This is a genomic window from Streptomyces sp. NPDC102490 (assembly GCF_044765285.1).
GTDB lineage: Bacteria > Actinomycetota > Actinomycetes > Streptomycetales > Streptomycetaceae > Streptomyces.
In genome coordinates this window covers 111,754-136,562 of record NZ_JBIWJU010000006.1, presented here as the reverse complement: position 1 = coordinate 136,562, position 24,809 = coordinate 111,754, and the positions used below count along the sequence as shown (strand labels likewise).

The following is a 24,809-nucleotide window of genomic DNA, read 5'->3' as shown; positions in this document are numbered from 1 at the left end:
CGGTCCGGCCCGGTCCCGGTCCCGGCCCCGTCTCTGCTTGCGCAGGGGCGGGGCCGGGCTTTTGTGGGGTGGTTGTCGCCGGTAGGGGCAGCGCCCGGGCGGGCTAGCGTGTAGCTTCCGGGGCATGCCGGGGGCATGGGTGCCGGGGACTGGGTGACTGGGGGGTTGCTCCATGGGAGTACGGCTCATGGTGGTCGACGATCACCGATTGCACGCCGAGGCGCTGGCCTCGGCGCTGAAGCTGCGGGGGCACCGGGTGCTGGCCGCGGCGGCACCGGCCGCGGGGGCGGCGGAGCTGGTGATCAGCCGGGCGCCGGAGGTGTGCCTGCTGGGGACGGCGACACCGGCGGAGCCGGGGATCTTCGACCCGGTGGTGCGGATCAAGCGGGAGCGTCCGCAGGTGGCGATGCTGGTGCTGGGGCCGGTGCCGAGCCCCCGCGGCATCGCGGCGGCGTTCGCGTCGGGGGCGTCGGGGTACGTGCGGCACGACGAGCGCATAGAGGGCGTCGAGCGGGCGATCATGAAGGCGCGGGCGGGGGATGCGGCGGTGGCGCCCGCGTTGTTGCAGGGGGCCTTCGGTGAGCTGCTGAACCCGGCCGCGCAGCCCGACGACGAGGGGCAGCGGCTGTTGCAGATGCTCACGCCTCGGGAGGTGGAGGTGCTGGTGCGGGTCGCGGACGGCGAGGACACGCGGCTGATCGCGGCGGGGATGGGGATCGCGCCGTCTACGGCGCGTACGCATGTGCAGCGGGTGCTGATGAAGCTGGGCGTGGGGTCGCGGCTGGAGGCGGCGGCGCTGGCGGCGCGGACGGGGTTGCTGGACCGGGCGGGGGCCTCCGGCGGTTGAGCGGCTTCGGCTGCGGCTTCGGTGGGGGTGCGCGTTGCGCGGTGCGTCCGGTGGTGGGTCGGGGCCGCGCCGGGGGGTGTCCGTCCTCGGAACGGCGCGGAATCGGTCGGCCACAGAACTCACCGGCGCGGACGCGCCAACCGCTGCGGGCGGACACCCCCCGACACGACCCCTTCTCGCCGTACGCGGCTTTCCCGCCGCGTGCGCGTAGCTGCGGGCAGTCGTGCCGCTGGGGCGGCACGGGTGGGCGCGGCGGCACCCGGCCCGCGTCCCCCACCCCGCGCCCGCACTCGCGCCGGGCGGCCGGGTGACGCCGGACCACTGCCCGGCGTCACAAGGCGACCGTCACTTCTTGCCGGCCTCCTCCTCCAGCGGCGGCGTCGGCGGAGCCGTCGGCCTCAGCTTCAGCCAGGCCAGGAAGAACACCCCCAGGACCAGCATCCCCACCCCGGTCCACAGATTGATGTTCACCCCCTGCGCCTTGTCGATGTCCTCGTCGGACGCCGCGATCCCCGCGATCGTCACGATGACGCCGTAGATCACGAACAGCCCGCCGATGATCCGCCGGATGTCGAACAGCCGCGCGGCGGTGACGGACTTGGTCTCCAGCTCGGAGACCTCGTCCTGGACGTTCTTGTCGGAGTAGGAATCAGACATGCTCTCTCAATCCTCCCGCGATCAGAACGAGAACGGGATGTAGCAGGCGGCGGCCAGGACGACCGCCCCCCAGCCCAGCAGCGCCGGCTTGCGGTACCACGCGTCGTCGCCCTTGGCGGGCGCCTCCGTCATGCCGGGGGAGGTGGTGCCGTAGACCAGGCCCTGGAGGTCGGCGGTGGGCTTCGGTGCGGTGAACAGGGACACGGCCACCATGACCACCGCACCGGCGACGAAGCCCGCGATCGCGGAGACGAAGTTGGCGCCCTGGTCGGAGGGGATGTCGATGATGCCCTGCTTGTAGATGACGAAGTAGTTCACCATCGCGGCCGTGGTGCCCGCGACCAGGCCCCAGAAGCCGGACTTCATGGACGCCCGCTTCCAGAACATGCCGATGATGAAGACCACGAACATCGGCACGTTGAAGAAGGAGAAGAGCGTCTGGAGGTAGCTCATGATGTTGGAGAAGGACGAGGCCAGGAACGCCGTGCCGATGGAGGCCAGGACGCCGATCACCGTGATCAGGCGGCCGAAGCGGACGTAGTAGCCGTCCTCGCGGTCCTTCACCACGTACTTCTGCCAGATGTCGGTGGTGAAGACGGTGTTGAAGGAGGAGATGTTGGCCGCCATGCCCGCCATGAAGGCGGCCAGCAGGCCGGTCACCGCGATGCCCAGCACACCGTTGGGCAGCAGTTGCTGCATCAGGTACGGGATCGCGTCGTTGTACTGGAGGTCCGAGCCGGGGGTGCCGATCTTCGGGACCAGGACCGCGGCGACCAGGCCCGGGATCATGACGACGAAGACGATGAAGATCTTCGGGAACGCGGCGATCAGCGGGGTGCGCTGGGCCGCCGAGAGGTTCTTCGCGGACAGGGCGCGCTGGACCTCGGCGAAGTTCGTCGTCCAGTAGCCGAAGGAGAGGACGAAGCCGAGGCCCAGGACGATGGTCAGCCAGTTGGCGCCCAGCGGGTTGTCGCTGCCGATGCCCGTGCCGCCCCACGCCGTCATGAAGTCGGAGCCGTGGGACTTGGAGAGGGAGTCGGACAGGCCGTCCCAGCCGCCGACCTTCTTCAGGCCCAGGACGGTGATCGGGATGAGGCCGGCCAGGATCACGAAGAACTGGAGCACCTCGTTGTAGATGGCCGAGGAGAGGCCGCCCAGGGTGATGTACGCCAGGACGAAGAAGCCGGCCACCACGATGGCCACCCACTCCGGCCAGCCGAGCAGGGCCTCGACGACGATCGCGAGGGCGTAGAGGTTCACGCCGGCGATCAGGATGGCCGCCACGGCGAACAGGGCCGAGCTGAGGAGGTGGGAGGCCTTGTCGAAGCGGAGCAGGAGGAACTCCGGGACCGAGCGGACCTTCGAGCCGTAGTAGAACGGCATCATCACCAGGCCGAGGAAGACCATCGCCGGGATGGCGCCGATCCAGTACCAGTGGGTCGTGTAGACGCCGTACTGGGCGCTGTTGGCGGCCATGCCGAGGATCTCGGTGGCGCCCAGGTTGGCCGCGACGAAGGCGAGGCCGGTGACCCAGGCGGGCAGGGAACGGCCGGACAGGAAGAAGTCCAGGCTGGTCTTGACCGAGCGGCGGGCGGCGAAGCCGATGCCCAGGACGACCACGAAGTAGATCCCGAGGATCGTGTAGTCGAGCCAGTTGGTGGGGAGTCGAAGCTCTGCGGCTAGGTAAGTGGAGCTTGTGGGGGTTTGCATTGAGCACTCGCTTCGTTCGCGAACTGATCCGGAGCGGAACCTACGCCTCCGCGTTCAGTAATTGAACACTTCTGGTGATGAACTTTGTTTGATTGTGATGTGCCACCGAGGTTGGTGGGTTGTGATGTGTTATGTTTGATTGTGTTGGATGACTGGTGACTGTCATGGGTGGGCGCAGAGGAGTGCGGCAGTGAAGAAGACCTCGACCCGGCTGGCCGACGGCCGTGAGCTGGTCTACTACGACCTGCGCGACGACACCGTGCGCGATGCCGTGGACCGCCGTCCGCTGGAGCGGACCGTCACCACCTCCGAGGTGCGCCGCGATCCGCTGCTCGGTGACTCGGTCGCCGTCGCCTCGCACCGCCAGGGGCGCACCTACCACCCGCCGGCCGACCAGTGCCCGCTGTGCCCCTCGGACGGGGAGCGGCTGAGCGAGATCCCGGACTCGTCGTACGACGTGGTGGTCTTCGAGAATCGGTTTCCCTCGCTGGTCGGCGACTCCGGGCGCTGCGAGGTCGTCTGCTTCACCTCCGACCACGACGCCTCCTTCGCCGACCTGAGCGAGGAGCAGGCCCGGCTCGTGCTCGACGCCTGGACGGACCGCACCTCAGAGCTGTCCCATCTGCCCTCCGTCGACCAGGTGTTCTGCTTCGAGAACCGGGGCGCCGAGATCGGGGTGACGCTGGGTCACCCGCACGGGCAGATCTACGCCTACCCGTTCACCACCCCCCGCACCGCCCTGATGCTCCGTTCACTCGCCGCCCACAAGGACGCGACGGGCGGGGGGAACCTGTTCGACGCCGTGCTGGAGGAGGAGCTGGCCGGTGAGCGGGTCGTCCTGGAGGGTGAACACTGGGCCGCCTTCGTGCCGTACGCGGCGCACTGGCCGTACGAGGTGCATCTGTATCCGAAGCGGCGGGTGCCCGATCTGCTGGGGCTCGACGAGGCGGCGCGCACAGAATTCCCCAAGGTCTATCTGGAACTGTTGAGGCGCTTCGACCGGATCTTCGGCGAGACGGAGCCGCCGACGCCGTACATCGCGGCCTGGCACCAGGCGCCGTTCGGGCAGCTGGACGAGTTCGAGGGCGTGACGCGGGACGACTTCGCGCTGCACCTGGAGCTTTTCACCATTCGCCGTACGTCCGGCAAGCTGAAGTTCCTCGCGGGCTCCGAGTCCGGCATGAACGTCTTCATCAACGACGTGCCCCCGGAGCGCGCGGCCGAGCGACTGCGAGAGGTAGCCAGTTCATGAGCGGGAAGTACCTGGTGACAGGTGGTGCCGGATACGTCGGCAGCGTCGTCGCCCAGCATCTGGTGGAGGCCGGGCACGAGGTCGTCGTGCTCGACAATCTGTCGACCGGCTTCCGCGAGGGTGTGCCGGCCGGTGCCTCGTTCATCGAGGGTGACATCCGCGACGCCGCCAAGTGGCTGGACGGCTCCTTCGACGGCGTGCTGCACTTCGCCGCCTTCTCCCAGGTCGGCGAGTCGGTCGTGAAGCCCGAGAAGTACTGGGACAACAACGTCGGTGGCAGCATGGCGCTGCTGGAGGCCATGCGGGGCGCGGGCGTGCGGCGGCTCGTCTTCTCCTCCACGGCCGCCACCTACGGCGAGCCCGAGCAGGTCCCGATCGTCGAGTCCGCGCCGACGAAGCCCACGAACCCCTACGGTGCCTCGAAGCTGGCCGTCGACCACATGATCACCGGTGAGGCGGCCGCCCACGGACTGGGCGCGGTCTCGCTGCGGTACTTCAACGTCGCGGGCGCCTACGGGGAGTACGGTGAGCGCCACGACCCCGAGTCGCATCTGATTCCGCTGGTGCTCCAGGTGGCGCAGGGCAGGCGGGAGGCCATCTCCGTCTTCGGCGACGACTATCCGACGCCGGACGGCACCTGTGTGCGCGACTACATCCACGTCGCCGACCTGGCCGAGGCCCATCTGCTGGCCGTGGCGGCCGCCACCCCGGGCGAGCACCTCATCTGCAACCTGGGCAACGGCAACGGCTTCTCCGTCCGCGAGGTCGTCGAGACCGTGCGGCGGGTGACGGGCCACCCCATTCCCGAGGTGGTGGCCCCGCGCCGGGGCGGCGACCCGGCGGTCCTGGTGGCCTCCGCGGACACCGCCCGGGAGAAACTGGGCTGGAACCCGTCCCGCGCGGACCTCGCGGGGATCGTGTCGGACGCGTGGGAGTTCGCGCAGCGGCGCGCGGGCTAGTACTTACCGCAGTTACCGGAAGGGCGAGGGGTCAGGGCATGGGCGAGGCTGTCGCGGAGACCGTCGGCGAGCGGTTCCGGGAGCTGTACGGGGCGGACCCTGAGGGCGTGTGGGCGGCGCCGGGCCGGGTGAACCTCATCGGCGAGCACACCGACTACAACGACGGCTTCGTGATGCCGTTCGCCCTGCCGCACCAGGCCGTCGCCGCCGTCTCCCGGCGCGACGACGGCGTCCTGCGCCTGCACTCGGCCGACATCGACGCCGGGCCGGTCGAGCTGCGCGTCGCCGATCTGGCCCCCGGTTCGGACAAGTCCTGGACCGCCTACCCGTCGGGCGTCGTCTGGGCGCTGCGCGAGGCGGGCCACGAGCTGACCGGCGCCGACGTCCACCTGGCCTCGACGGTCCCGTCGGGCGCGGGACTCTCGTCCTCGGCCGCCCTGGAGGTCGTCGTCGCCCTCGCGCTGAACGACCTGTACTCCCTCGGCCTGCGCGGCTGGCAGCTGGCCCGGCTGTGCCAGCGCGCGGAGAACGTCTACGTCGGCGCCCCGGTCGGCATCATGGACCAGACGGCCGCCGCCTGCTGCGAGGCGGGCCACGCCCTCTTCCTGGACACCCGCGACCTGTCCCAGCGCCAGATCCCCTTCGACCTCGCCGCCGAGGGGATGCGCCTGCTGGTCGTCGACACCCGGGTCAAGCACTCCCACAGCGAGGGCGAGTACGGCAAGCGCCGGGCCGGCTGCGAGAAGGGCGCCGCGCTGCTCGGCGTCGACGCGCTGCGCGACGTGCCCTACGCCGACCTGGACGTGGCGCTGGAGCGGCTGGGCGACGAGGAGGAGGTGCGCCGCCTGGTCCGGCACGTGGTGACCGAGGACGAGCGGGTCGAGCGGGTGGTGTCGCTGCTGGAGTCCGGCGACACCCGGGCCATCGGCCCCGTCCTCGTCGAGGGACACGCCTCGCTGCGCGACGACTTCCGCATCTCCTGCCCCGAGCTGGACCTGGTCGTCGACACGGCCCTGGCCGCCGGCGCCCTCGGCGCCCGGATGACCGGCGGCGGCTTCGGCGGCTCGGCCATCGTCCTGGTGGAGGCCGCCGACGTGGACGCCGTCACCGAGGCGGTCGAGGACGCCTTCGCGGCGGCGTCCTTCACGACCCCGCGGGTCTTCGAGGCGGTGCCCTCGGCGGGGGCGCGGCGCCTGCTCTGAGCCGGTCAGCCGAGCCGCTTCACCAGCGTGTACTCCGTGATCCCCGGCGGGTAGTCGGGGATCACGCACACCACGTCGTAGCCGCGCTTGGTGTAGAAGCCGGGGGCCTGGAAGTCCCAGGTCTCCACGCGGGCGGCGGTGCAACCGCGTTCGGTGCGGGCGGTGCGTTCCGCCTCGTCGAGGAGGGCGGAGCCGAGGCCCGCGCCCCGGTGGCCGCCGTCCACCCACAGGTAGGTCACGTGCAGCCAGGTCGCCCAGGTGTGGCCGACCAGGCCGCCCGCCAGGCCACCGGCCCGGTCCAGGACCCAGACGTGCAGCGGGAATTCGCGTTCGTGAGGGGTCCCGCGCAGGGAACGCAGGACGGAAGAGGCCGCTGTGTTCGTCTCCCGCAGGCGGGTGCGCAGCAGATCGCGCCGTTCCTTGTCGACTTCTGTCACAAGACGAAACATGCGGCTCACCATAAACGTGCCACGGAGTCAGTTCTGCAAATAGCCTTCCGCTCCCGGCGCCCGTCCGTACTCTGATGAGCAGCACCGGTGGGGGCCGGTGCCGTTCAGGGGGCGAGACAGCCGGGTACGGCGCCCGGGGCGGGGACAGCGGTTGCCGCACGGCGGCGGTCGTGCGGCTGCGGCGGCCCGTCCCGGAGTACCGAGCACAACAGCACAGCTGGATGCGGGGCCCCGGACGTCGTACCCGTGCCGGTGCCGTCGTCCGAGGACGGACAGACGATGGGTATCCCCTGCTCCTCGCGGAGCTCGGGGGAGGGGGTTTCGTGGTGCGTATCCGAGTCCTGGTCGTCGACGACCATCGCATCTTCGCCGAGTCGCTCGCGGCCGCCCTGGCCGCCGAGCCCGACGTCGACGTCTCCGCGGCCGGCAGCGGTCCGGCCGCACTCCGCTGCCTGGAGCGGGCCGCCTCCGAGGGGCGGCGGTTCGACGTGCTGCTGGTCGACGCCGACCTGGGCGGCCATGTGCCCGGCGCCCGGCCCGCCGTACCCGTCCGGGACGGCAACGAGGACGGGCTGGTGGACGGGATCTCGCTGGTCGCCGGGGTGCGGTCGGGGCAGCCGGGCGTACGGATCGTCGTCCTCGCCGAGAAGGACGACCCCCGGCGGGCCGCCCTCGCCCTGGGGGCCGGGGCCTGCGGGTGGGTGGCCAAGGACTGCTCCCTGTCCCGGCTGCTCAGCGTCATCCGGGGCGTCCTGCGCGACGAGACGCACCTGCCGCCCGCCCTGCTCACCGGCGTCCTGCGCGAGCTGACCGCGGCCCGCAAGCACCGCACCGAGAGCGAGCTGCTGGTGGAGTCGCTGACCCCGCGCGAGCGCGAGGTGCTGCGCTGCATGGTCGCCGGGCTCGGCCGCAAGGCGGTCGCCGAGCGGCTGTACCTGTCCCCGCACACGGTGCGCACCCACATGCAGAACGTCCTGGGCAAGCTGGGCGTCCACTCCACCCTGGCCGCCGTGGCGCTGGCGCGCAGGGCCGGGGTGGGACCGGTGGACCTGGACGGGTCCTCAGCCGGGGATGTTGTCGAACGGGGCGGTCAGCTGGCGTAGCAGGGCCGCCAGTTCGCTGCGCTGGGCGCGGGACAGCTCGCCCAGGATCGCCCGCTCCTGGGCCAGCAGGCCCGCCAGTGACTGGTCGGCGCGGTCCCGGCCCTCGTCCGTGAGCCGGACCAGGACGCCGCGCCGGTCGCTGGGGTCGGGCAGGCGCTCCACCAGGCCCTTCTTCGCGAGCCGGTCGATCCGGTTGGTCATCGTGCCCGACGTGACCAGGGTCTGGGTGAGGAGCTGTCCCGGGGAGAGCTGGTACGGGGTGCCCGCGCGGCGCAGCGCCGTCAGCACGTCGAACTCCCACGGCTCCAGCTGGTGTTCGGAGAAGGCCAGCCGGCGGGCGCGGTCCAGGTGCCGGGCCAGCCTGCTGACGCGGCTCAGCACCTCGAGCGGTTCCACGTCGAGGTCCGGGCGCTCCCGGCGCCACGCTGCGACCAGCCGATCGACCTCGTCCTCCATGACGATCAGTGTAGTGGTTGTGTCGATGTGAAGTCTCTTGAGGCCAACTGTCTTGACGTCGAGATACTTTGGGGTGACGCTGGGTACCCGTCCCGCACGGACACCCTCTGGAGGCTCCATGCCCGCCACCGCCCCCACCTGGGACCCCGCCCAGTACCTGCGCCACGCCGGCCACCGCGCCCGCCCCTTCACCGACCTCCTCGCCCGGATCCCGGACCTCCCCGCGGACGCGCCCCGCATCGCCGACCTCGGCTGCGGCCCCGGCAACGCCACCGTCCTGCTCGCCGACCGCTGGCCCACCGCCCGCGTCACCGGCTACGACAACTCGCCCCCGATGCTCGAACGGGCCCGGCAGTACGCCGGCCCCACCCCCGGCGGCGGCCACCTCGACTTCGCCCCCGCCGACGCCCGCACCTGGACCCCCGACGAGCCGTTCGACCTCCTCGTCAGCAACGCCACCCTCCAGTGGGTCCCCGGCCACGCCGACCGCTTCCCCGACTGGATCAACCGCCTCGCCCCCGGCGGCACCCTCGCCCTCCAGGTCCCCGGCAACTTCGACGCCCCCAGCCACCGCCTGATGCGCGAGCTGGCCGACTCCCGGCGCTGGCGGGACCGCCTCACCGGCGTCCTGCGCCACGACGACGCAGTCCTCACCCCCGAGGGCTACCTGGCCCGCCTGACCGCCGCGGGCTGCACCGCCGACGTGTGGGAGACGACGTACGTCCACCTGCTGCCCGGCGAGGACGCCGTCCTCGACTGGGTGAAGGGGACGGGACTGCGGCCCGTACTGGACGCCCTCGGCGACGATCCGGCAGCCCGGGACGCGTTCGTCGAGGAGTACCGGGCGGTCCTGCGCGCCGCCTACCCCGCCGAGGCGCACGGCACCCCGTTCCCCTTCCGCCGGGTCTTCGCCGTCGCCCGGAAGCCCGTGGGGACGGATGGGGCGGGGGAGGCGGTCCGGTGATCACCGGTCTCGACCACGTGCAGCTCGCCGCGCCGCCCGGCGCCGAGGAGCCGCTGCGCGCCTTCTACGCCGGAGTGCTCGGCATGACCGAGATCCCCAAGCCGCCCGTGCTCGCCGCCCGCGGCGGCTGCTGGTTCGCGGCCGGCCCCGTCCAGCTCCACCTGGGCGTCGAGACGAGCGGCTTCCGGCCCGCCCGCAAGGCCCACCCCGGGCTGCGGGTCACCGGGATCGACGCGTACGCCGCCCGCCTGGAGGCCCACGGCACGCCCGTCACCTGGGACGACGCCCTGCCCGGCCACCGGCGCTTCCACTGCGCCGACCCGGTCGGCAACCGCCTGGAGTTCCTGGAGCCGGACGCACCCGCCTGACAGGGACCACCCGGCCGGGCTCACACCACGCCGTCCGCGGCGAGCGCGTCGAGGTCCTCCTCCGACAGGCCGAGGCCGCCGAGTACGGCGCGGGTGTGCTCGCCCAGCGCCGGGACCGCCTCCATGCGCGGCGCCTGACCGGTCGGTCCCGGCGGCGCCATCGCCGGTACGGGACCGGCCGGGGTGGACACCTCGTGCAGGCGCCCGCGCGCGGCCAGCTGCGGGTGGTCCCACACCTCGGCGAGCGTGTTCACCCGGGCGTTGGCCACCGGCACCGCGTCGAGCAGCGCGATCGCCTCGGTACTGGTCAGCTCCGCGAACCGGGCCGAGATCACCGCGCCCAGCTCCTCCCGGTGCGCGTCGCGGTCCGCGTTGGTGGCGTAGTGCGGGTGCCCGGCCAGCTCCGGACGGCCCAGGAAGCCCGCGCAGAAACCGTGCCACTCGCGCTCGTTCTGCACCGCCGTCATCACGACCTTCCCGTCGCCCGCCGTGAACGGGCCGTACGGATAGATCGTCGCGTGCGCGGCGCCCGCCCGGGGAGGCGGCGGCGCGCCGTCGAAGGAGTAGTACAGCGGAAAGCCCAGCCACTCCACGGTGGACTCCAGCATCGACACGTCCAGCCGCGCACCCCGTCCGGTACGGCCCCGCTCCAGCAGCGCGGCCAGGATCGAGCTGTACGCGTACATCCCGGCGGCGATGTCCGACACCGGGATGCCCGCCTTGGCCATGCCGTCCGGCGTGCCCGTGACCGACAGCAGCCCCGCCTCGGACTGCACCAGCAGGTCGTACGCCTTGCGGCCCTCGTACGGGCCCGAGGCGCCGTAGCCGGAGATGTCGCACACGATCAGCCCCGGGTGCGCCGCCCGCAGCTCCTCCGCGCCGAGCCCGGCGCGAGCCGCCGCACCCGGCGCCAGGTTTTGCAGGAACACGTCGGCGTCCGCGATCAGCCGGCGCAGCAGCTCCAGGCCCCGCGGGTCCTTGAAGTCCAGGGTGACGGACTCCTTGTTGCGGTTGACCCACACGAAGTGCGAACTCAGACCCCGCACCCGGGAGTCGTACGCCCGGGCGAAGTCCCCCGTCCCCGGGCGCTCCACCTTGATCACCCGCGCGCCGAGGTCGGCGAGCTGACGGCTGGCGTAGGGAGCGGCGATCGCCTGTTCGAGCGAGACGACGGTGACGCCGCGCAGTGGCTGCATGTGTTCTGCCCTCGGGGACCTGGCTCTTGCGGGACCTGGCTCCTGCGGACCCGGCTCTAGCAAGACCTGGATCTCGCGGACCCGGCTCTTGCGGATCTAGCTCTTGCGGTGACCGATCAGCCGCGGCTTCGGCTCCAGACCGTCCAGGCCGTGCCACGCCAGGTTCACCAGGTGCGCCGCCACCTCCGCCTTCTTCGGACGGCGCACGTCCAGCCACCACTGGCCGGTCAGCGCCACCATGCCCACCAGCGCCTGCGCGTACAGCGGGGCCAGCTTGGCGTCGAAGCCGCGGTTCTTGAACTCGCGGCCCAGGATGTCCTCCACCTGGGTGGCGATGTCCGAGATCAGCGAGGCGAAGGTACCCGTCGACTGCGGGATGGGGGAGTCGCGGACCAGGATGCGGAAGCCGTCCGTGTACTCCTCGATGTAGTCCAGGAGCGCGAAGGCGGCCTGCTCGCACAGCTCACGCGGGTGCCCGGCCGTCAGGGAGCTGGTCACCATGTCGAGCAGCCGCCGCATCTCGCGGTCCACGACCACCGCGTACAACCCCTCCTTGCCGCCGAAGTGCTCGTACACCACCGGCTTGGACACCCCGGCCTTCGCCGCGATCTCCTCCACCGAGGTGCCCTCGAAACCCTTCGTCGCGAAGAGGGTGCGACCGATCTCCAGCAGCTGCTGGCGGCGCTCGGCACCGGTCATCCGGGTGCGACGTGGGCGCCGCGGCTTGTCATTGCTCGGGGTGCTGCTGGAGTCGGTCGCCACGGCGTCCATCATGCCGCCTTCGCCGTCTCCTTCCGGCGGCGGGCGCCGTCCTGGTCCGTGTTGCGGCGCGAATCGATACGCGAGCGTGACGGCCAGCGCACGTCGTAGGCCCACCCGAGGCGCTCGAACCAGCGGATCAGCCGGGCGCTCGAATCGAGCTGCCCGCGCATCACCCCGTGCCGCGCCGAGGTCGGGTCCGCGTGGTGCAGGTTGTGCCAGGACTCACCGCAGGACAGGATCGCCAGCCACCACACGTTGCCCGAGCGGTCCCGGGACTTGAAGGGGCGCTTGCCCACCGCGTGGCAGATCGAGTTGATCGACCAGGTCACGTGGTGCAGCAACGCCACCCGCACGAGTGAACCCCAGAAGAACCCGGTGAACGCGCCCCACCAGGACATCGTGACCAGTCCGCCGATCAGCGCGGGCAGCGCCAGGGACACCACGGTCCACAGGATGAACTGGCGGGAGACCGCCCGCAGCGCCGGGTCCTTGATCAGGTCCGGCGCGTACTTCTCCTGCGGCGTCTGCTCCTCGTCGAACATCCAGGCGATGTGGGCCCACCACAGGCCCTTGATCAGGGCGGGCACCGTCTCGCCGTACCGCCACGGCGAGTGCGGGTCGCCCTCGTCGTCGGAGAACTTGTGGTGCTTGCGGTGGTCGGCCACCCAGCGGACCAGCGGCCCCTCGACCGCCATCGAGCCCGCGATCGCCAACGCGATCTTCAACGGCCGTTTCGCCTTGAAGGAACCATGGGTGAAGTGCCGGTGGAACCCGATGGTGATGCCGTGGCAGCCCAGGAAGTAGAAGAAGACCAGCAACCCCAGGTCCAGCCAGCTCACCCCCCAGCCCCACGCCAGTGGCACCGCCGCCACCAGCGCGAGGAACGGAAGGGTGATGAACAGCAGCAGCGTGATCTGCTCGATGGACCGCTTCTGCTCACCGCCCAGCGTGGCGGAGGACGCCGCGCCGGAATCGGCCGGCTGCGAAGCGTCTGGGATCACATCGGAACTCGTGGTCATGCGCGTCCCCTGTGGGGTCGAGGATGGGGTCGTGTGGTGTGGCCGGTGCCGGGCTCCGGAACCTGCACGATTTCCTACGGTTCCGTAACCTACGGCGACGTAAGTATGACAGTGCGTGGCCGCACGGCAAGAGCCCCAGAGCCTGCGCGTCCCGGCCGACACCTATCCTGGTGTCGGTCGGACAGCGCGGTCCGCTCTGATTACTTCCCGGACGTCCGGCCCGGTAAGCGGCGCCCGCCGCGCGAGACGGCCGTCCGGGTTCCCTCCCAGACGAGCTTCAACACTGCAAGGAGCCGCACCTGTGAGCAGTGCCGACGACCAGAGCACCACGACGACCAGCAGCGAGCTGCGCGCCGACATCCGCCGGCTGGGTGATCTCCTCGGGGAGACCCTGGTCCGGCAGGAAGGCCCCGAGCTGCTGGAACTCGTCGAGAAGGTACGCCGACTCACCCGCGAGGACGGCGAAGCCGCCGCCGAACTGCTGCGCGGCACCGAACTGGAGACCGCCGCCAAGCTCGTCCGCGCCTTCTCCACCTACTTCCACCTCGCCAACGTCACCGAGCAGGTGCACCGCGGCCGCGAACTGGGCGCCAAGCGCGCCGCCGAGGGCGGACTGCTCGCCCGGACCGCCGACCGCCTGAAGGACGCCGACCCCGAGCACCTGCGCGAGACGGTCCGCAACCTCAACGTGCGGCCCGTCTTCACCGCGCACCCCACCGAGGCCGCCCGCCGCTCCGTCCTCAACAAGCTGCGCCGCATCGCCGCCCTCCTGGACACCCCGGTCAACGAGTCCGACCGGCGCCGCCTGGACACCCGGCTCGCGGAGAACATCGACCTCGTCTGGCAGACCGACGAACTGCGCGTCGTCCGCCCCGAGCCCGCCGACGAGGCCCGCAACGCCATCTACTACCTCGACGAGCTGCACCTGGGCGCCGTCGGCGACGTCCTCGAAGACCTCACCGCCGAACTGGAGCGGGCCGGCGTCAAGCTCCCCGACGACACCCGCCCCCTCACCTTCGGCACCTGGATCGGCGGCGACCGCGACGGCAACCCCAACGTCACCCCCCAGGTGACCTGGGACATCCTCATCCTCCAGCACGAACACGGCATCAACGACGCCCTGGAGATGATCGACGAGCTGCGCGGCTTCCTCTCCAACTCCATCCGCTACGCGGGCGCCACGGAGGAACTGCTCACCTCCCTCCAGGCCGACCTGGAGCGGCTCCCCGAGATCAGCCCCCGCTACAAGCGCCTCAACGCCGAGGAGCCCTACCGGCTCAAGGCCACCTGCATCCGGCAGAAGCTGGAGAACACCAAGCAGCGCCTCGCCAAGGGCACCGCCCACGAAGCGGGCCGCGACTACCTCGGCACCGCTCAGCTCATTGACGACCTGCGCATCGTCCAGACCTCCCTGCGCGAGCACCGCGGCGGCCTCTTCGCCGACGGCCGCCTCGCCCGCACCATCCGCACCCTGGCCGCCTTCGGCCTCCAGCTCGCCACCATGGACGTCCGCGAGCACGCCGACGCCCACCACCACGCCCTCGGCCAGCTCTTCGACCGGCTCGGCGAGGAGTCCTGGCGCTACGCCGACATGCCCCGCGAGTACCGCACCAAGCTCCTCGCGAAGGAACTGCGCTCCCGCCGGCCCCTGGCCCCCAGCCCGGCCCCCGTCGACGCACCCGGTGAGAAGACCCTCGGCGTCTTCCAGACCGTCCGCCGCGCCCTGGAGGTCTTCGGCCCCGAGGTCATCGAGTCCTACATCATCTCCATGTGCCAGGGCGCCGACGACGTCTTCGCCGCGGCGGTGCTGGCCCGCGAGGCCGGACTGATCGACCTGCACGCCGGCTGGGCCAAGATCGGCATCGTGCCGCTCCTGGAGACCACCGACGAGCTCAAGGCCGCCGACACCATCCTCGAAGACCTCCTCGCCGACCCCTCCTACCGGCGCCTGGTCGCCCTGCGCGGCGACGTCCAGGAGGTCATGCTCGGCTACTCCGACTCCTCCAAGTTCGGCGGCATCACCACCAGCCAGTGGGAGATCCACCGCGCCCAGCGCCGCCTGCGCGACGTCGCCCACCGCTACGGCGTACGGCTGCGCCTCTTCCACGGCCGCGGCGGCACCGTCGGCCGCGGCGGCGGCCCCACCCACGACGCCATCCTCGCCCAGCCCTGGGGCACCCTGGAGGGCGAGATCAAGGTCACCGAGCAGGGCGAGGTCATCTCCGACAAGTACCTCATCCCGGCCCTCGCCCGGGAGAACCTGGAACTGACCGTCGCGGCCACCCTCCAGGCCTCCGCCCTGCACACCGCGCCCCGCCAGTCCGACGAGGCCCTCGCCCGCTGGGACGCCGCGATGGACGTCGTCTCCGACGCCGCCCACACCGCCTACCGGCACCTGGTCGAGGACCCCGACCTGCCGACGTACTTCCTGGCCTCCACGCCGGTCGACCAGCTCGCCGACCTGCACCTCGGCTCACGGCCCTCGCGCCGCCCCGGCTCGGGCGTCTCGCTCGACGGACTGCGCGCCATCCCGTGGGTGTTCGGCTGGACCCAGTCCCGGCAGATCGTCCCCGGCTGGTACGGCGTCGGCTCCGGCCTCAAGGCCCTGCGCGAGGCCGGCCTGGACACCGTGCTGGACGAGATGCACCAGCAGTGGCACTTCTTCCGGAACTTCATCTCCAACGTCGAGATGACGCTGGCCAAGACCGACCTGCGCATCGCCCAGCACTACGTCGACACCCTCGTCCCCGACGAGCTCAAGCACGTCTTCGACACCATCAAGGCCGAACACGAACTCACGGTCCGCGAGGTCCTGCGGGTCACCGGCGAGACGGAACTCCTCGACGCCGACCCGGTCCTCAAGCAGACCTTCGCCATCCGCGACGCCTACCTCGACCCCATCTCCTACCTCCAGGTCGCCCTCCTCGGCCGCCAGCGCGAGGCGGCCGCCGCCGGCGAGGAAGTCGACCCGCTGCTCGCCCGGGCCCTGCTGCTCACCGTCAACGGCGTCGCCGCCGGCCTGCGCAACACCGGCTGACGGCAACCCCCGCCTGCGGGCAGTCGCCCCGCCCCCGCCCCGCACGGGAAAACACCGGTGCCCCGAGCTCACCAGAGCCCGGGGCACCGTCACGTCGTACGTCAGAACCTCACACCGCGAAGAACGCCGCCGTCAGCAGCACGACCCCCGCCCCCGCCATCCCCCACGCCGCCCGAGTCCGCCGCAGCCCCCCGGCCACGATCACCGACGCCAGCAACAACGCCCCACCCAACGGCACCCACGCGTACAGCACCCCCGCCGGCCCCGACCGCACCACCTCGTCACCGCCGGGCTTCACCACCACCGCGTACGTCCGCCCCTTCGCCACCGCGACGGAGTCCTCGATGACGACCCGCTCCCGCGCCTGCGACCCCGCCGACACCGGCGCATACGGCCCACTGCACGTCCCCCCGCCGCACCGCGTCACCTCGACCGTGCCCCGCTCCCGGCCCTTGGTCAGCAGCACGTGCTGCGCCGTGCCCCACGACGCCCACACCCCCGCGATCAGGATCAACGCCGTGACCGTACCCATCGCCACGACCCGGCCGAACCCCAGCAGGGCGGAGGACGCGGAGGACACGGAGGCGGCCTGACGGGGACGAGCGGCGGGGGCGGAGGCAGGCATGGCCGGGATCATTGGCCATACCTGCACACCCGGTCAACTCACCCGCGCGGCATCGTCGGACAAGTCAGGAGTTGTACGCGCTCTGCGCCCGCTCCAGACCCTCGATCACCAGAGCCTCCACCGCGTCCGCCGCCCGGTCGACGAAGTAGTCCAGCTCCTTGCGCTCCGTCGACGAGAAGTCCCGCAGCACGAAATCCGCCACCGGCATCCGCCCCGGCGGCCGCCCGATCCCGAACCGCACCCGGTGGTAGTCCGGGCCCAGCGACTTCGTGATCGACTTCAGCCCGTTGTGCCCGTTGTCCCCGCCGCCCAGCTTCAGCCGCAGCACGCCGTAGTCGATGTCCAACTCGTCGTGCACCGCCACGATGTTGCCGACCGGCACCTTGTAGAAGTCCCGCAGCGCCGTCACCGGACCGCCCGACACGTTCATGAACGACATCGGCTTCGCCAGGATCACCCGCCGGTTGGCCGGACCCGGCGGACCGATCCGCCCCTCGACCACCTGCGCCTGCGCCTTGCCGTGCCGCTTGAAGCGCGCACCGATCCGCTCCGCCAGCAGATCCGCCACCATGAAGCCGACGTTGTGCCGGTTCGCGGCGTACTCGGGTCCCGGATTCCCGAGGCCGGCCACCAGCCACGGAGCGCCCGCGTCCGTCGTCACGTCCCTGTCTCCTTCACCACCGGTACCACCCGTAACCACCCGTCCCCACATACGCGTCGGCCGCTGCCCCGCACGGGAACAGCGGCCGACCACACGATGACCGTGCGGGAGGATCAGGCCTCGGCGGCCTCTTCGCCCCCGCCCTCGCCCTCGGCCGGGGCCTCCTCGGCCTGCGCGGCCAGGACCTGGAGCACCACGGTGTCGCCGTCCACGTCCAGCTTCACGCCGGACGGCAGCGCGATGTCCTTGGCGTGGACCGAGGCACCGGCCTCCAGACCCTCCACCGACACGGTGACGTTCTCCGGGATGTGCGTGGCCTCGGCCTCGACCGGCAGCGCGTCCAGGACGTACTCCAGCAGGTAGTTGCCCGGGGCCAGCTCGCCCTCGGCCTGCACCGGGATCTCGACCGACACGGTCTCGCCGCGCTTCACCAGCTGAAGGTCGACGTGCTCCAGGAAGCCCTTGATCGGGTCACGCTGGACCGACTTCGGGATCGCCAGCTCGTTGGTCTTGCCGTCGATGTCCAGCGCGATCAGCACGTTGGACGTACGCAGCGCCAGCAGCAGCTCGTGACCCGGCAGGGTCAGGTGCAGCGGGTCGGAACCGTGACCGTACAGAACACCGGGAACCTTGTTGTCACGGCGGATGCGACGCGCGGCACCCTTGCCGAACTCGGTACGCGTCACGGCGGTGAGCTTGACCTCGGACATGATCACTCCTCGTGGAAATCAGGAACGGACGTGGTCACCCGGCCACGAACGGCCTGCTACGAAGAGCGCGTCGATAACGGAGCGCCACACCCGCACACACGGGTACGGCCTCCCTCGCCGAGCAACTTCAGCAGTCTACTCGGAGAGGGAGGCCGTACCCAAAACGATCAGACAGGCGGGACGCCACCTGCAGAACGGTTACTGCACAACGCTCACTGCTCGTCGAACAGGCTCGTCACCGAACCGTCCTCGAACACCTCACGCACCGCACGCGCGATCGTCGGCGCGATCGACAGCACCGTGATCTTGTCCAGCTCCAGCTCACTCGCCGACGGCAGCGTGTTCGTGAACACGAACTCGCTCACCTTCGAATTCTTCAGCCGGTCCGCCGCCGGACCCGACAGCACACCGTGCGTCGCCGTCACGATCACGTCCTCCGCACCGTGCGCGAACAGCGCGTCCGCCGCGGCGCAGATCGTGCCCCCCGTGTCGATCATGTCGTCGACCAGGACGCAGATGCGCCCCTCCACATCGCCCACGACCTCGTGCACCGTGACCTGGTTCGCCACGTCCTTGTCCCGCCGCTTGTGCACGATCGCCAACGGCGCGCCCAGACGGTCGCACCACCGGTCCGCCACCCGCACCCGGCCCGCGTCCGGAGACACCACCGTCAGCTTCGAACGGTCCACCTTCGCACCCACGTAGTCCGCGAGCAGCGGCAGCGCGAACAAGTGGTCCACCGGGCCGTCGAAGAAGCCCTGGATCTGGTCCGTGTGCAGATCCACGGCCAGAATCCGGTCCGCACCCGCGGTCTTCATCAGATCCGCGATCAGACGCGCCGAAATCGGTTCACGTCCACGGTGCTTCTTGTCCTGCCGCGCGTAACCGTAGAACGGCACGATGACGGTGATGGAGCGGGCCGACGCGCGCTTCAACGCGTCGATCATGATCAGCTGCTCCATGACCCACTTGTTGATCGGAGCCGTGTGGCTCTGGATCAGGAAGCAGTCCGCACCGCGCGCCGACTCCTGATACCGCACATAGATCTCACCATTGGCGAAGTCGAAGGCCTTCGTCGGGACGACCCCGACACCCAACTGCTGGGCGACCTCCTCGGCAAGCTCGGGGTGTGCGCGGCCGGAGAAGAACATCATCTTCTTCTCGCCGGTCGTCTTGATCCCGGTCACAGCACTTTCTCCTCAGAGGTTCGCAGCTGAGCTCATGGGCGCTCTCCCGACTGGCCGCGGGGGCGTCTCAGCTGGTGGGGTGCGGATGTGCACTTATCACGGTACGCCGTGTTCGACGCGCCGGTTTCCGGTCAGTCTTCGCCGCCCGCCTCGCGGGACACCGCCTCGGCCGCCTTCGCCGCCGCGCTCCCCGGACGCTTCCGGGCCACCCAACCCTCGATATTCCGCTGCTGGCCGCGGGCCACGGCCAGCGAACCGGGCGGCACGTCCTTCGTGATCACCGAGCCGGCGGCGGTGTAGGCACCGTCCCCGACCGTGACAGGCGCCACAAACATGTTGTCCGAACCCGTACGGCAGTGCGAGCCGATCGTCGTGTGGTGCTTGTCCTGCCCGTCGTAGTTCACGAACACGCTCGCGGCACCGATGTTGGTGAACTCACCGATCGTCGCGTCACCCATGTAGGAGAGGTGCGGGACCTTCGTCCCCTCACCGATCGACGCGTTCTTCGCCTCGACGAACGTACCGATCTTCGACTTGAGCCCGAGCCGGGTCCCCGGCCGCAGATACGCGTACGGACCGACCGAGGCCTGCGGCCCGACGTGCGCGCCGACGGCGACCGTGTTGTCCACCCGCGCCCCCGCGTCGACCCGGGTGTCCGTCAGCCGGGTGTTCGGCCCGACCTCGCAGCCCTCGGCGAGATGCGTGGCACCGTGCAGCTGCGTGCCCGGGTGCACGACCACGTCCTGCTCGAACGTCACCGTCACGTCGACCCACGTCGTCGCCGGGTCCACCACCGTCACGCCGGCCAGCATCGCCCCGGTCAGCAACCGGTCGTTCAGGATCCGCCGCGCCTCGGCCAGCTGCACACGGTTGTTGATCCCGGCGATCTCCCGGTGGTCACCGGCGACCGAAGCGCCCACCCGGTGCCCCGCCTCGCGCAGGATGCCGAGCACGTCCGTCAGGTACTCCTCACCCTGGCTGTTGTCCGTGCGCACCTTGCCCAGCGCGTCCGCGAGCAGCTGTCCGTCGAAGGCGAACACACCCGAGTTGATCTCCCGGATCGCCCGCTGCGACTCCGAGGCGTCCTTGTGCTCGACGATCGCCGTCACGGCACCCGAGGCCCCGTCCCGCACGATCCGGCCGTACCCCGTCGCGTCCGGCACCTCGGCCGTCAGCACCGTCACCGCGTTGCCGTCGGCGGAGTGCGTGGCGGCGAGGGCCTTGAGCGTCTCGCCGGTGAGGAGCGGGGTGTCACCGCAGACGACCACGACGACCCCGTCCACGGCACCGCCCAGCGCCTCGAGACCCATCCGCACGGCGTGCCCGGTGCCGTTCTGCTGCTCCTGGACGGCGGTGCGTACGTCGGGGGCGACCTCGGCGAGGTGCGCGGTGACCTTCTCGCGGGCGTGCCCGACGACGGTGACCAGGTTCTCGGGGTGCAGCTCACCGGCGGCGGCGAGCACGTGCCCGACGAGGGACCGGCCGCACAGCTCGTGCAGGACCTTGGGTGTGGCCGACTTCATACGGGTGCCCTCACCCGCTGCGAGAACGACGACGGCTGCCGGGCGAATGGCGCTCACGGGATGCCCTTCGGCTGTTGAGGAGGTGGGGACATCCGCAGGATACCGGGGCGGTTCACGGGCGACATGAGTGCGGGCCCTGACGGTTATGTCAGGGCCCGAACAAGAGCTCCCCCATCAGGATTTGAACCTGAACTTAAGGGACCAAAACCCTCAGTGCTGCCTGGTTACACCATGGGGGACGGAACTCGACCGAACCGGGCGTTCGGCCGGCTCGCCGAGTCGGCACCCAACACTATGCCGTACCGGGAGCCTTCGACGCGACGGTACAAGTCGGCGTGCGGGCTTCACCAGTTCGAGGGATATCGCGTCGTATCGTTTGTCGAAAGTCACCGGAAATGGGGCGGGCGGCGCCCGTAGGCTGGAGGCATGACCACGACGGGGGAAGACCACGTACCGGCCCGGGGTGGGCCCTGGTGGTGGGACCGGCGGCGCGGCGCGGTGCTCGATGTGAGCCTGGGGGCCGTGTCCGCGCTGGAGTGCGCGGCGGAGGGGGTTCCGTTCGCATGGGATGCCGGGATTCCGGTGGCGATGGGGGTGGTGTTCGGGCTGCTGGCCGGTTCGGTGCTGCTGGTGCGGCGGAAGTGGCCGATCGCGGTGGTGCTGGTGGCGATCGCCATCACGCCGGCCGAGATGGGTTTCCTGATGGGGGTCGTCGGCCTGTACACGCTGGCGGCCTCGGAGCTGCCGCGGCGGATCATCGGGGCCCTGGCGGGGATGTCGTTCCTGGGGACGTTGATCGTGACGTTCGTGCGGCTGCGGCAGGACATGGGCCGGGACGGTGTGGACCTGGGGGACTGGTTCATCCCGTTCGCGTCGGTCGGGTCGTCGCTGGGGCTGACCGCGCCGCCCTTGCTGCTGGGCCTGTACGTGGGGCAGCGGCGCCGGTTGATGGAGAGTCTGCGGGAGCGGGCGGACAGCCTGGAGCGTGAGTTGCAGTTGCTCGCGGAGCGGGCGGAGGAGCGTGCCCAGTGGGCGCGCAACGAGGAGCGGACGCGGATCGCGCGGGAGATGCACGACGTGGTCGCGCACCGGGTGAGTCTGATGGTGGTGCATGCCGCCGCGCTCCAGGCGGTGGCCCGGAAGGACCCGGAGAAGGCGGTGAAGAACGCGGCCCTGGTGGGGGACATGGGGCGGCAGGCGCTGACGGAGCTGCGGGAGATGCTCGGGGTGCTGCGCAGTGGCGGGGCGGGGGCGCGGGCCGAGCGGGCGTCGGTGCCGTTGGCGGCGGTGGGGGTGGCTGCCGCGGTGGCGGCGTCACGGGCGGTGGCGGACGGGGAGTCGCCTTCGGAGGGGCCGTGCCTGTCGGAGCTGGACGAGTTGATCGGGCAGTCGGAGGCGGCCGGGATGGTCGTGGATCTGTCGGTGGAGGGGGAGGAGCGGCTGTACGCGGCGGAGGTGGAGTCGACGGCGTTCCGGGTGGTGCAGGAGGCGCTGACGAACGTGCACAAGCACGCGGCGGGTGCGAAGACGTACGTGCGGCTGGCGCACCGCGCGTCGGAGATCGCGATGCAGGTGGAGAACGAGCCGCCGCCGGTGGCCTCGGCGGCGTCGTCGGCGCGGTTGCCGTCGGGGGGCAACGGGCTGGTGGGGATGAAGGAGCGGGTGGCCGCTCTGGGGGGTGTGTTCGTGTCGGGGCCGACCGACGCGGGAGGTTTCCGGGTGTCGGCGGTGATCCCGGCGTCGTAGCCGCGCCCGCGGGTCAGCCGGTGATGGTGAGGCGGGGCGGCTGGGTGCCGACGACGAGGGTGGCGAGGGCGGCGTCGATGGTGGCGCCGAGGTACCAGTCGCCGGTGTGGTCGAGGGCGTAGACGCGGCCTTCGGCGTCGATGGCGATGAGGGCCTGGCTGTCGGTTTCGGTGCCGAGGGGGCAGGTCTGGGTGCCGAGGGCGCGGCCGAGGTCGCCGAGGGTGCGGGCCATGTGGAGGCCGTGGAGGGGGTCGAGGTGCAGGGTGGCGGGGGCGACCTGGCGGCCGGGGCCGGTGGGCGCGAGGTGCAGGCCGCCGAATTCGGCCCAGGCCTCGACGGCGGCGGGGAAGACGGTGTGGCGGTGTCCCGCGGGTGAGGTGTGTTCGCGCAGGGTGTCGGCCCAGATCTCGGCCTGCTTGATGTCCCAGCGTCCCGGTTGCCAGCCGGCGTCGCGCAGGGCGGCGTCGACGGGGACGGGGAAGCGGGTGGTGAAGGTGCGGTCGGCTTGCATCGGCCCTTGGTTCGTCTCGGTCGGCTGGTTCGGGTCGATCGGCGCGGTCAGTCCCTCTCCGCCGTGGGATCGACGATGCGGACGCCGAAGTGGGCGCTGAGGGCGGTGCAGGCGCGGCAGGGTGCGGCGAAGGCGCCGTGGAGGGGGTCGCCGTCCTCGCGGATGCGGCGGGTGGTGAGTTTCGCGTGTTTGAGTGCTTTGCGGGCTTCGCCGTTGGTCATGGGTCTGCGCGCGGCGCGTTTGCTGCGGGTGGCGTCGGCGGTGGCCAGGTGGCGTGAGATGAGGATCGTCTCGGCGCAGCGGCCGGTGTAGCGGTCTCGTTGGCCGCTGGTGAGGGTGTCGAGGAAGTCCTGTACGAGGTGGTGCAGGGCGGGGGGTGTGTCGGCGCGGGTGGCGGTGCCGGTGAGAGTGGTGCCGCGTACGGAGAGGGCGGCGGCGACGGTCGGGAGTATGCCGTCGCGGCGGTGCCGGAGGATGGGGGTCCGGTGGCCGTCGGCGCTGCTCCAGCCGATGCGGGGGTCGCCGTCGCGGGGGTCGTCGGACCGCCCGGTGTCGGGTCCCGTCTGTGTCGCACTCATGATCGTCTTCCCCTCCTGCACATCCCCCGAAGGTCACAGAGTGCCAAATCCGGTGGCTGCTGGGGAAGCTGGGGCGGGGTGACACGCCCGGGTATGGGCGGTGGGTCACGGGAGGGTGACGGCTGGTCACGGAAGCGGAGGTGCCGGTGGCGGGTGCGGGGTCCGGTGCCGGTGACCCCTCTTGCCGTACCGCATAGGCTGTCGGCACCGCGCTCTCGTACGCGGTGGACCCAGACAGTGCAGGCAGATCAGACGGATCTGGCAGCAGACAGACGCCGCAGGGGGCAACCGCCATGACGACAGGTCGGCTCGGGCAAGCAGCCGCGCCGCCGAACGCGGCCTATGCCGGGCAGGTCGTGCATTTCCCGGATCCGGTGCGGGCGGCCCGTCACCCGAGAGGGGTACGGGTGGACGCGGGTGGTTACCCCGACTTCTCGCCGTACGCGCGGGCGGTCGCGGAGATCGCGGACCCGCCGGAGGGGTTCGGGGTCGACGAGTTGCGGCTGACGGACTACGTGTCGGCGAACGCGGCTCTGTCGGCGTCGGGGCACGAGCTGTGGGACACGGTGCCCGCGGTGGCGACGCCGCACGGCTGGACCTGGCATCACGTGGCGGGTTCGCGGCGGATGGAGCTGGTCCCGGTCGAGGTGAAGGCGCTGCTGCGGCACCACGGCGGGATCTCGACGGCGGCGGTGGACCAGGGCAAGCGGGGCACGCGGCCGTTGCAGGAGACGCGTCCGGCGCACTTCGGTCTGCCGAAGTCGGGGGTGGCCGTCACGGAGCAGCAGGTGCAGGGGGTCGAGGAGGACCTCGGGTACCGGCTGCCGGGCGCCTACCGGTCGTTCCTGAAGGCTGCGGGCGGCTGTGCGCCGGTGGGCACGGCGCTCGACGCGGAGCTGGGGCTGCTGGTGGACCAGCCGTTCTTCACGGTGCGTGAGGAGGCGGCGGTCAACGACCTGGTCTATGTGAACAAGTGTCTGCGGGACCATCTGACGAAGGACTACCTGGGCGTCGCGTTCGTCCAGGGCGGTCTGCTCGCCGTGAAGGTGAAGGGTGAGCGGATCGGTTCGGTGTGGTTCTGCGCTTATGACGACGTGCGGGACGTGGACCCGTCGTGGCCGCCGGCGGACCGGGTGGAGCGGCTGCTGCTGCCGTGCGGTGAGGACTTCGACGCGTTCCTGTCGCGGCTGGCGGGTTCCCCGCCGGAGCTGGAGACGGTGGCGAACCTGATGGTGGACGGCGGTTTCGCGCGTGCGGTGCCCGCGTCGGCGTCGGTAGGGGAGTGAG

The 24,809-nt window shown here is 71.1% G+C and carries 24 protein-coding genes; 10 read left to right on the top strand and 14 right to left on the bottom strand.

Features of this window, described 5'->3' with window-relative positions; translation table 11 throughout:
- The first annotated feature begins 172 nt into the window (after window positions 1-172).
- Window positions 173-847 (top strand): LuxR C-terminal-related transcriptional regulator, encoded by a 675-nt coding sequence (locus ACIRGB_RS14950; protein ID WP_403863789.1) that lies wholly within the window; start codon window positions 173-175, stop codon window positions 845-847.
- A gap of 345 nt (window positions 848-1,192) precedes the next feature.
- On the opposite strand, the gene ACIRGB_RS14945 is transcribed toward ACIRGB_RS14950, so the two are convergent.
- On the bottom strand, window positions 1,193-1,504 hold the full coding sequence (locus ACIRGB_RS14945; protein WP_403863786.1) for a hypothetical protein: 312 nt from the start codon (window positions 1,502-1,504) through the stop codon (window positions 1,193-1,195).
- 21 nt (window positions 1,505-1,525) lie between these two features.
- The gene (locus ACIRGB_RS14940) at window positions 1,526-3,214 is read right to left on the bottom strand and encodes a sodium:solute symporter family protein (protein WP_403863783.1); all 1,689 of its coding nucleotides are present in this window, start codon (window positions 3,212-3,214) and stop codon (window positions 1,526-1,528) included.
- Between the two features lie 190 nt (window positions 3,215-3,404).
- Between ACIRGB_RS14940 and galT the strand changes: the two genes are divergently transcribed.
- Genes galT through galK form a run of 3 tightly spaced genes read left to right on the top strand, consistent with a single transcriptional unit; the run spans window position 3,405 to window position 6,627 of the window.
- Window positions 3,405-4,466: a galactose-1-phosphate uridylyltransferase gene (gene galT / locus ACIRGB_RS14935; RefSeq protein ID WP_403863780.1), complete on the top strand. Its 1,062-nt coding sequence runs from the start codon at window positions 3,405-3,407 to the stop codon at window positions 4,464-4,466.
- A complete protein-coding gene (galE, locus tag ACIRGB_RS14930; RefSeq protein ID WP_403863777.1) occupies window positions 4,463-5,425 on the top strand; it encodes a UDP-glucose 4-epimerase GalE in 963 nt (320 codons plus the stop codon). The genes galT and galE overlap by 4 nt, the downstream gene beginning before the upstream one ends.
- 38 nt (window positions 5,426-5,463) lie before the next feature.
- Window positions 5,464-6,627 carry a galactokinase gene (gene galK / locus ACIRGB_RS14925; RefSeq protein WP_403863774.1) on the top strand — a complete coding sequence of 388 codons (1,164 nt, stop codon included), beginning with the start codon at window positions 5,464-5,466 and terminating at the stop codon, window positions 6,625-6,627.
- Window positions 6,628-6,632: 5 nt separating this feature from the next.
- Here the strand turns inward: galK and ACIRGB_RS14920 are convergent, their stop codons facing one another.
- Window positions 6,633-7,088: a GNAT family N-acetyltransferase gene (locus ACIRGB_RS14920; protein ID WP_403863771.1), complete on the bottom strand. Its 456-nt coding sequence runs from the start codon at window positions 7,086-7,088 to the stop codon at window positions 6,633-6,635.
- A 311-nt stretch (window positions 7,089-7,399) separates the two neighbouring features.
- Here ACIRGB_RS14920 and ACIRGB_RS14915 point away from each other — a divergent pair, with 311 nt between their 5' ends.
- Window positions 7,400-8,179, top strand: coding sequence for a LuxR C-terminal-related transcriptional regulator (locus ACIRGB_RS14915; protein WP_403863768.1), 780 nt, complete (start codon window positions 7,400-7,402; stop codon window positions 8,177-8,179).
- Here ACIRGB_RS14915 and tamR read toward each other — a convergent pair.
- Entirely contained in the window at window positions 8,138-8,635 is a 498-nt protein-coding gene (gene tamR, locus ACIRGB_RS14910; RefSeq protein WP_007450665.1) for a MarR family transcriptional regulator TamR, read from the bottom strand. The two genes, ACIRGB_RS14915 and tamR, sit on opposite strands and share 42 nt — an antisense overlap.
- Window positions 8,636-8,753: 118 nt before the next feature.
- Between tamR and ACIRGB_RS14905 the strand changes: the two genes are divergently transcribed.
- Together ACIRGB_RS14905 and ACIRGB_RS14900 are read left to right on the top strand one after the other, a co-directional pair.
- A complete protein-coding gene (locus ACIRGB_RS14905) occupies window positions 8,754-9,599 on the top strand; it encodes a trans-aconitate 2-methyltransferase (protein ID WP_403863765.1) in 846 nt (281 codons plus the stop codon).
- Window positions 9,596-9,967, top strand: coding sequence for a VOC family protein (locus ACIRGB_RS14900; protein ID WP_403863762.1), 372 nt, complete (start codon window positions 9,596-9,598; stop codon window positions 9,965-9,967). Before ACIRGB_RS14905 ends, ACIRGB_RS14900 begins: the two co-directional genes overlap by 4 nt.
- 20 nt (window positions 9,968-9,987) lie before the next feature.
- On the opposite strand, the gene ACIRGB_RS14895 is transcribed toward ACIRGB_RS14900, so the two are convergent.
- The 3 genes from ACIRGB_RS14895 to ACIRGB_RS14885 all read right to left on the bottom strand — a co-directional run bounded on the left by ACIRGB_RS14895 (window position 9,988) and on the right by ACIRGB_RS14885 (window position 12,944).
- On the bottom strand, window positions 9,988-11,163 hold the full coding sequence (locus ACIRGB_RS14895; protein WP_403863759.1) for a CaiB/BaiF CoA transferase family protein: 1,176 nt from the start codon (window positions 11,161-11,163) through the stop codon (window positions 9,988-9,990).
- A 96-nt stretch (window positions 11,164-11,259) separates the two neighbouring features.
- On the bottom strand, window positions 11,260-11,937 hold the full coding sequence (locus ACIRGB_RS14890) for a TetR/AcrR family transcriptional regulator (RefSeq protein WP_403863756.1): 678 nt from the start codon (window positions 11,935-11,937) through the stop codon (window positions 11,260-11,262).
- Window positions 11,934-12,944, bottom strand: coding sequence for an acyl-CoA desaturase (locus ACIRGB_RS14885; RefSeq protein WP_403863753.1), 1,011 nt, complete (start codon window positions 12,942-12,944; stop codon window positions 11,934-11,936). The genes ACIRGB_RS14890 and ACIRGB_RS14885 overlap by 4 nt, the downstream gene beginning before the upstream one ends.
- Before the next feature lie 301 nt (window positions 12,945-13,245).
- Between ACIRGB_RS14885 and ppc the strand changes: the two genes are divergently transcribed.
- Window positions 13,246-15,981, top strand: a complete 2,736-nt coding sequence (gene ppc, locus ACIRGB_RS14880) for a phosphoenolpyruvate carboxylase (protein WP_403863750.1) — start codon at window positions 13,246-13,248, stop codon at window positions 15,979-15,981.
- A gap of 109 nt (window positions 15,982-16,090) precedes the next feature.
- Here the strand turns inward: ppc and ACIRGB_RS14875 are convergent, their stop codons facing one another.
- The 5 genes from ACIRGB_RS14875 to glmU form a co-directional block, all read right to left on the bottom strand.
- Window positions 16,091-16,618, bottom strand: coding sequence for a hypothetical protein (locus tag ACIRGB_RS14875; RefSeq protein WP_403863747.1), 528 nt, complete (start codon window positions 16,616-16,618; stop codon window positions 16,091-16,093).
- A gap of 52 nt (window positions 16,619-16,670) precedes the next feature.
- Entirely contained in the window at window positions 16,671-17,318 is a 648-nt protein-coding gene (gene pth, locus ACIRGB_RS14870) for an aminoacyl-tRNA hydrolase (protein ID WP_403863744.1), read from the bottom strand.
- A 62-nt stretch (window positions 17,319-17,380) separates the two neighbouring features.
- Window positions 17,381-17,977 (bottom strand): 50S ribosomal protein L25/general stress protein Ctc, encoded by a 597-nt coding sequence (locus ACIRGB_RS14865; RefSeq protein WP_403863741.1) that lies wholly within the window; start codon window positions 17,975-17,977, stop codon window positions 17,381-17,383.
- Window positions 17,978-18,189: 212 nt separating this feature from the next.
- Entirely contained in the window at window positions 18,190-19,164 is a 975-nt protein-coding gene (locus ACIRGB_RS14860; protein ID WP_104631863.1) for a ribose-phosphate diphosphokinase, read from the bottom strand.
- 131 nt (window positions 19,165-19,295) lie between these two features.
- The gene (gene glmU, locus ACIRGB_RS14855; protein ID WP_403863738.1) at window positions 19,296-20,744 is read right to left on the bottom strand and encodes a bifunctional UDP-N-acetylglucosamine diphosphorylase/glucosamine-1-phosphate N-acetyltransferase GlmU; all 1,449 of its coding nucleotides are present in this window, start codon (window positions 20,742-20,744) and stop codon (window positions 19,296-19,298) included.
- A gap of 369 nt (window positions 20,745-21,113) precedes the next feature.
- Between glmU and ACIRGB_RS14850 the strand changes: the two genes are divergently transcribed.
- Window positions 21,114-22,433 carry a sensor histidine kinase gene (locus ACIRGB_RS14850; RefSeq protein ID WP_403863735.1) on the top strand — a complete coding sequence of 440 codons (1,320 nt, stop codon included), beginning with the start codon at window positions 21,114-21,116 and terminating at the stop codon, window positions 22,431-22,433.
- Between the two features lie 13 nt (window positions 22,434-22,446).
- On the opposite strand, the gene ACIRGB_RS14845 is transcribed toward ACIRGB_RS14850, so the two are convergent.
- Both ACIRGB_RS14845 and ACIRGB_RS14840 read right to left on the bottom strand, forming a co-directional pair.
- Complete coding sequence (locus ACIRGB_RS14845; protein ID WP_403863732.1) at window positions 22,447-22,944, bottom strand: SUKH-3 domain-containing protein; 498 nt, start codon at window positions 22,942-22,944, stop codon at window positions 22,447-22,449.
- 47 nt (window positions 22,945-22,991) lie between these two features.
- Window positions 22,992-23,522 carry a YwqJ-related putative deaminase gene (locus tag ACIRGB_RS14840; protein ID WP_403863729.1) on the bottom strand — a complete coding sequence of 177 codons (531 nt, stop codon included), beginning with the start codon at window positions 23,520-23,522 and terminating at the stop codon, window positions 22,992-22,994.
- A 293-nt stretch (window positions 23,523-23,815) separates the two neighbouring features.
- Between ACIRGB_RS14840 and ACIRGB_RS14835 the strand changes: the two genes are divergently transcribed.
- Window positions 23,816-24,808, top strand: a complete 993-nt coding sequence (locus ACIRGB_RS14835; protein ID WP_403863726.1) for an SMI1/KNR4 family protein — start codon at window positions 23,816-23,818, stop codon at window positions 24,806-24,808.
- The last annotated feature ends 1 nt before the right edge of the window (window position 24,809 follow it).

Bases quoted from the DNA above. Each gene is read 5' to 3' on its own strand.
- ACIRGB_RS14950 (WP_403863789.1), top strand. From the start codon at position 173: ATGGGAGTACGGCTCATGGTGGTCGACGATCACCGATTGCACGCCGAG.
- ACIRGB_RS14945 (WP_403863786.1), bottom strand. From the start codon at position 1,504: ATGTCTGATTCCTACTCCGACAAGAACGTCCAGGACGAGGTCTCCGAG.
- ACIRGB_RS14940 (WP_403863783.1), bottom strand. From the start codon at position 3,214: ATGCAAACCCCCACAAGCTCCACTTACCTAGCCGCAGAGCTTCGACTC.
- galE (WP_403863777.1), top strand. From the start codon at position 4,463: ATGAGCGGGAAGTACCTGGTGACAGGTGGTGCCGGATACGTCGGCAGC.
- galK (WP_403863774.1), top strand. From the start codon at position 5,464: ATGGGCGAGGCTGTCGCGGAGACCGTCGGCGAGCGGTTCCGGGAGCTG.
- ACIRGB_RS14920 (WP_403863771.1), bottom strand. From the start codon at position 7,088: ATGGTGAGCCGCATGTTTCGTCTTGTGACAGAAGTCGACAAGGAACGG.
- tamR (WP_007450665.1), bottom strand. From the start codon at position 8,635: ATGGAGGACGAGGTCGATCGGCTGGTCGCAGCGTGGCGCCGGGAGCGC.
- ACIRGB_RS14905 (WP_403863765.1), top strand. From the start codon at position 8,754: ATGCCCGCCACCGCCCCCACCTGGGACCCCGCCCAGTACCTGCGCCAC.
- ACIRGB_RS14895 (WP_403863759.1), bottom strand. From the start codon at position 11,163: ATGCAGCCACTGCGCGGCGTCACCGTCGTCTCGCTCGAACAGGCGATC.
- ACIRGB_RS14890 (WP_403863756.1), bottom strand. From the start codon at position 11,937: ATGATGGACGCCGTGGCGACCGACTCCAGCAGCACCCCGAGCAATGAC.
- ACIRGB_RS14885 (WP_403863753.1), bottom strand. From the start codon at position 12,944: ATGACCACGAGTTCCGATGTGATCCCAGACGCTTCGCAGCCGGCCGAT.
- ACIRGB_RS14875 (WP_403863747.1), bottom strand. From the start codon at position 16,618: ATGATCCCGGCCATGCCTGCCTCCGCCCCCGCCGCTCGTCCCCGTCAG.
- pth (WP_403863744.1), bottom strand. From the start codon at position 17,318: ATGTGGGGACGGGTGGTTACGGGTGGTACCGGTGGTGAAGGAGACAGG.
- ACIRGB_RS14865 (WP_403863741.1), bottom strand. From the start codon at position 17,977: ATGTCCGAGGTCAAGCTCACCGCCGTGACGCGTACCGAGTTCGGCAAG.
- ACIRGB_RS14850 (WP_403863735.1), top strand. From the start codon at position 21,114: ATGACCACGACGGGGGAAGACCACGTACCGGCCCGGGGTGGGCCCTGG.
- ACIRGB_RS14845 (WP_403863732.1), bottom strand. From the start codon at position 22,944: ATGCAAGCCGACCGCACCTTCACCACCCGCTTCCCCGTCCCCGTCGAC.
- ACIRGB_RS14840 (WP_403863729.1), bottom strand. From the start codon at position 23,522: ATGAGTGCGACACAGACGGGACCCGACACCGGGCGGTCCGACGACCCC.
- ACIRGB_RS14835 (WP_403863726.1), top strand. From the start codon at position 23,816: ATGACGACAGGTCGGCTCGGGCAAGCAGCCGCGCCGCCGAACGCGGCC.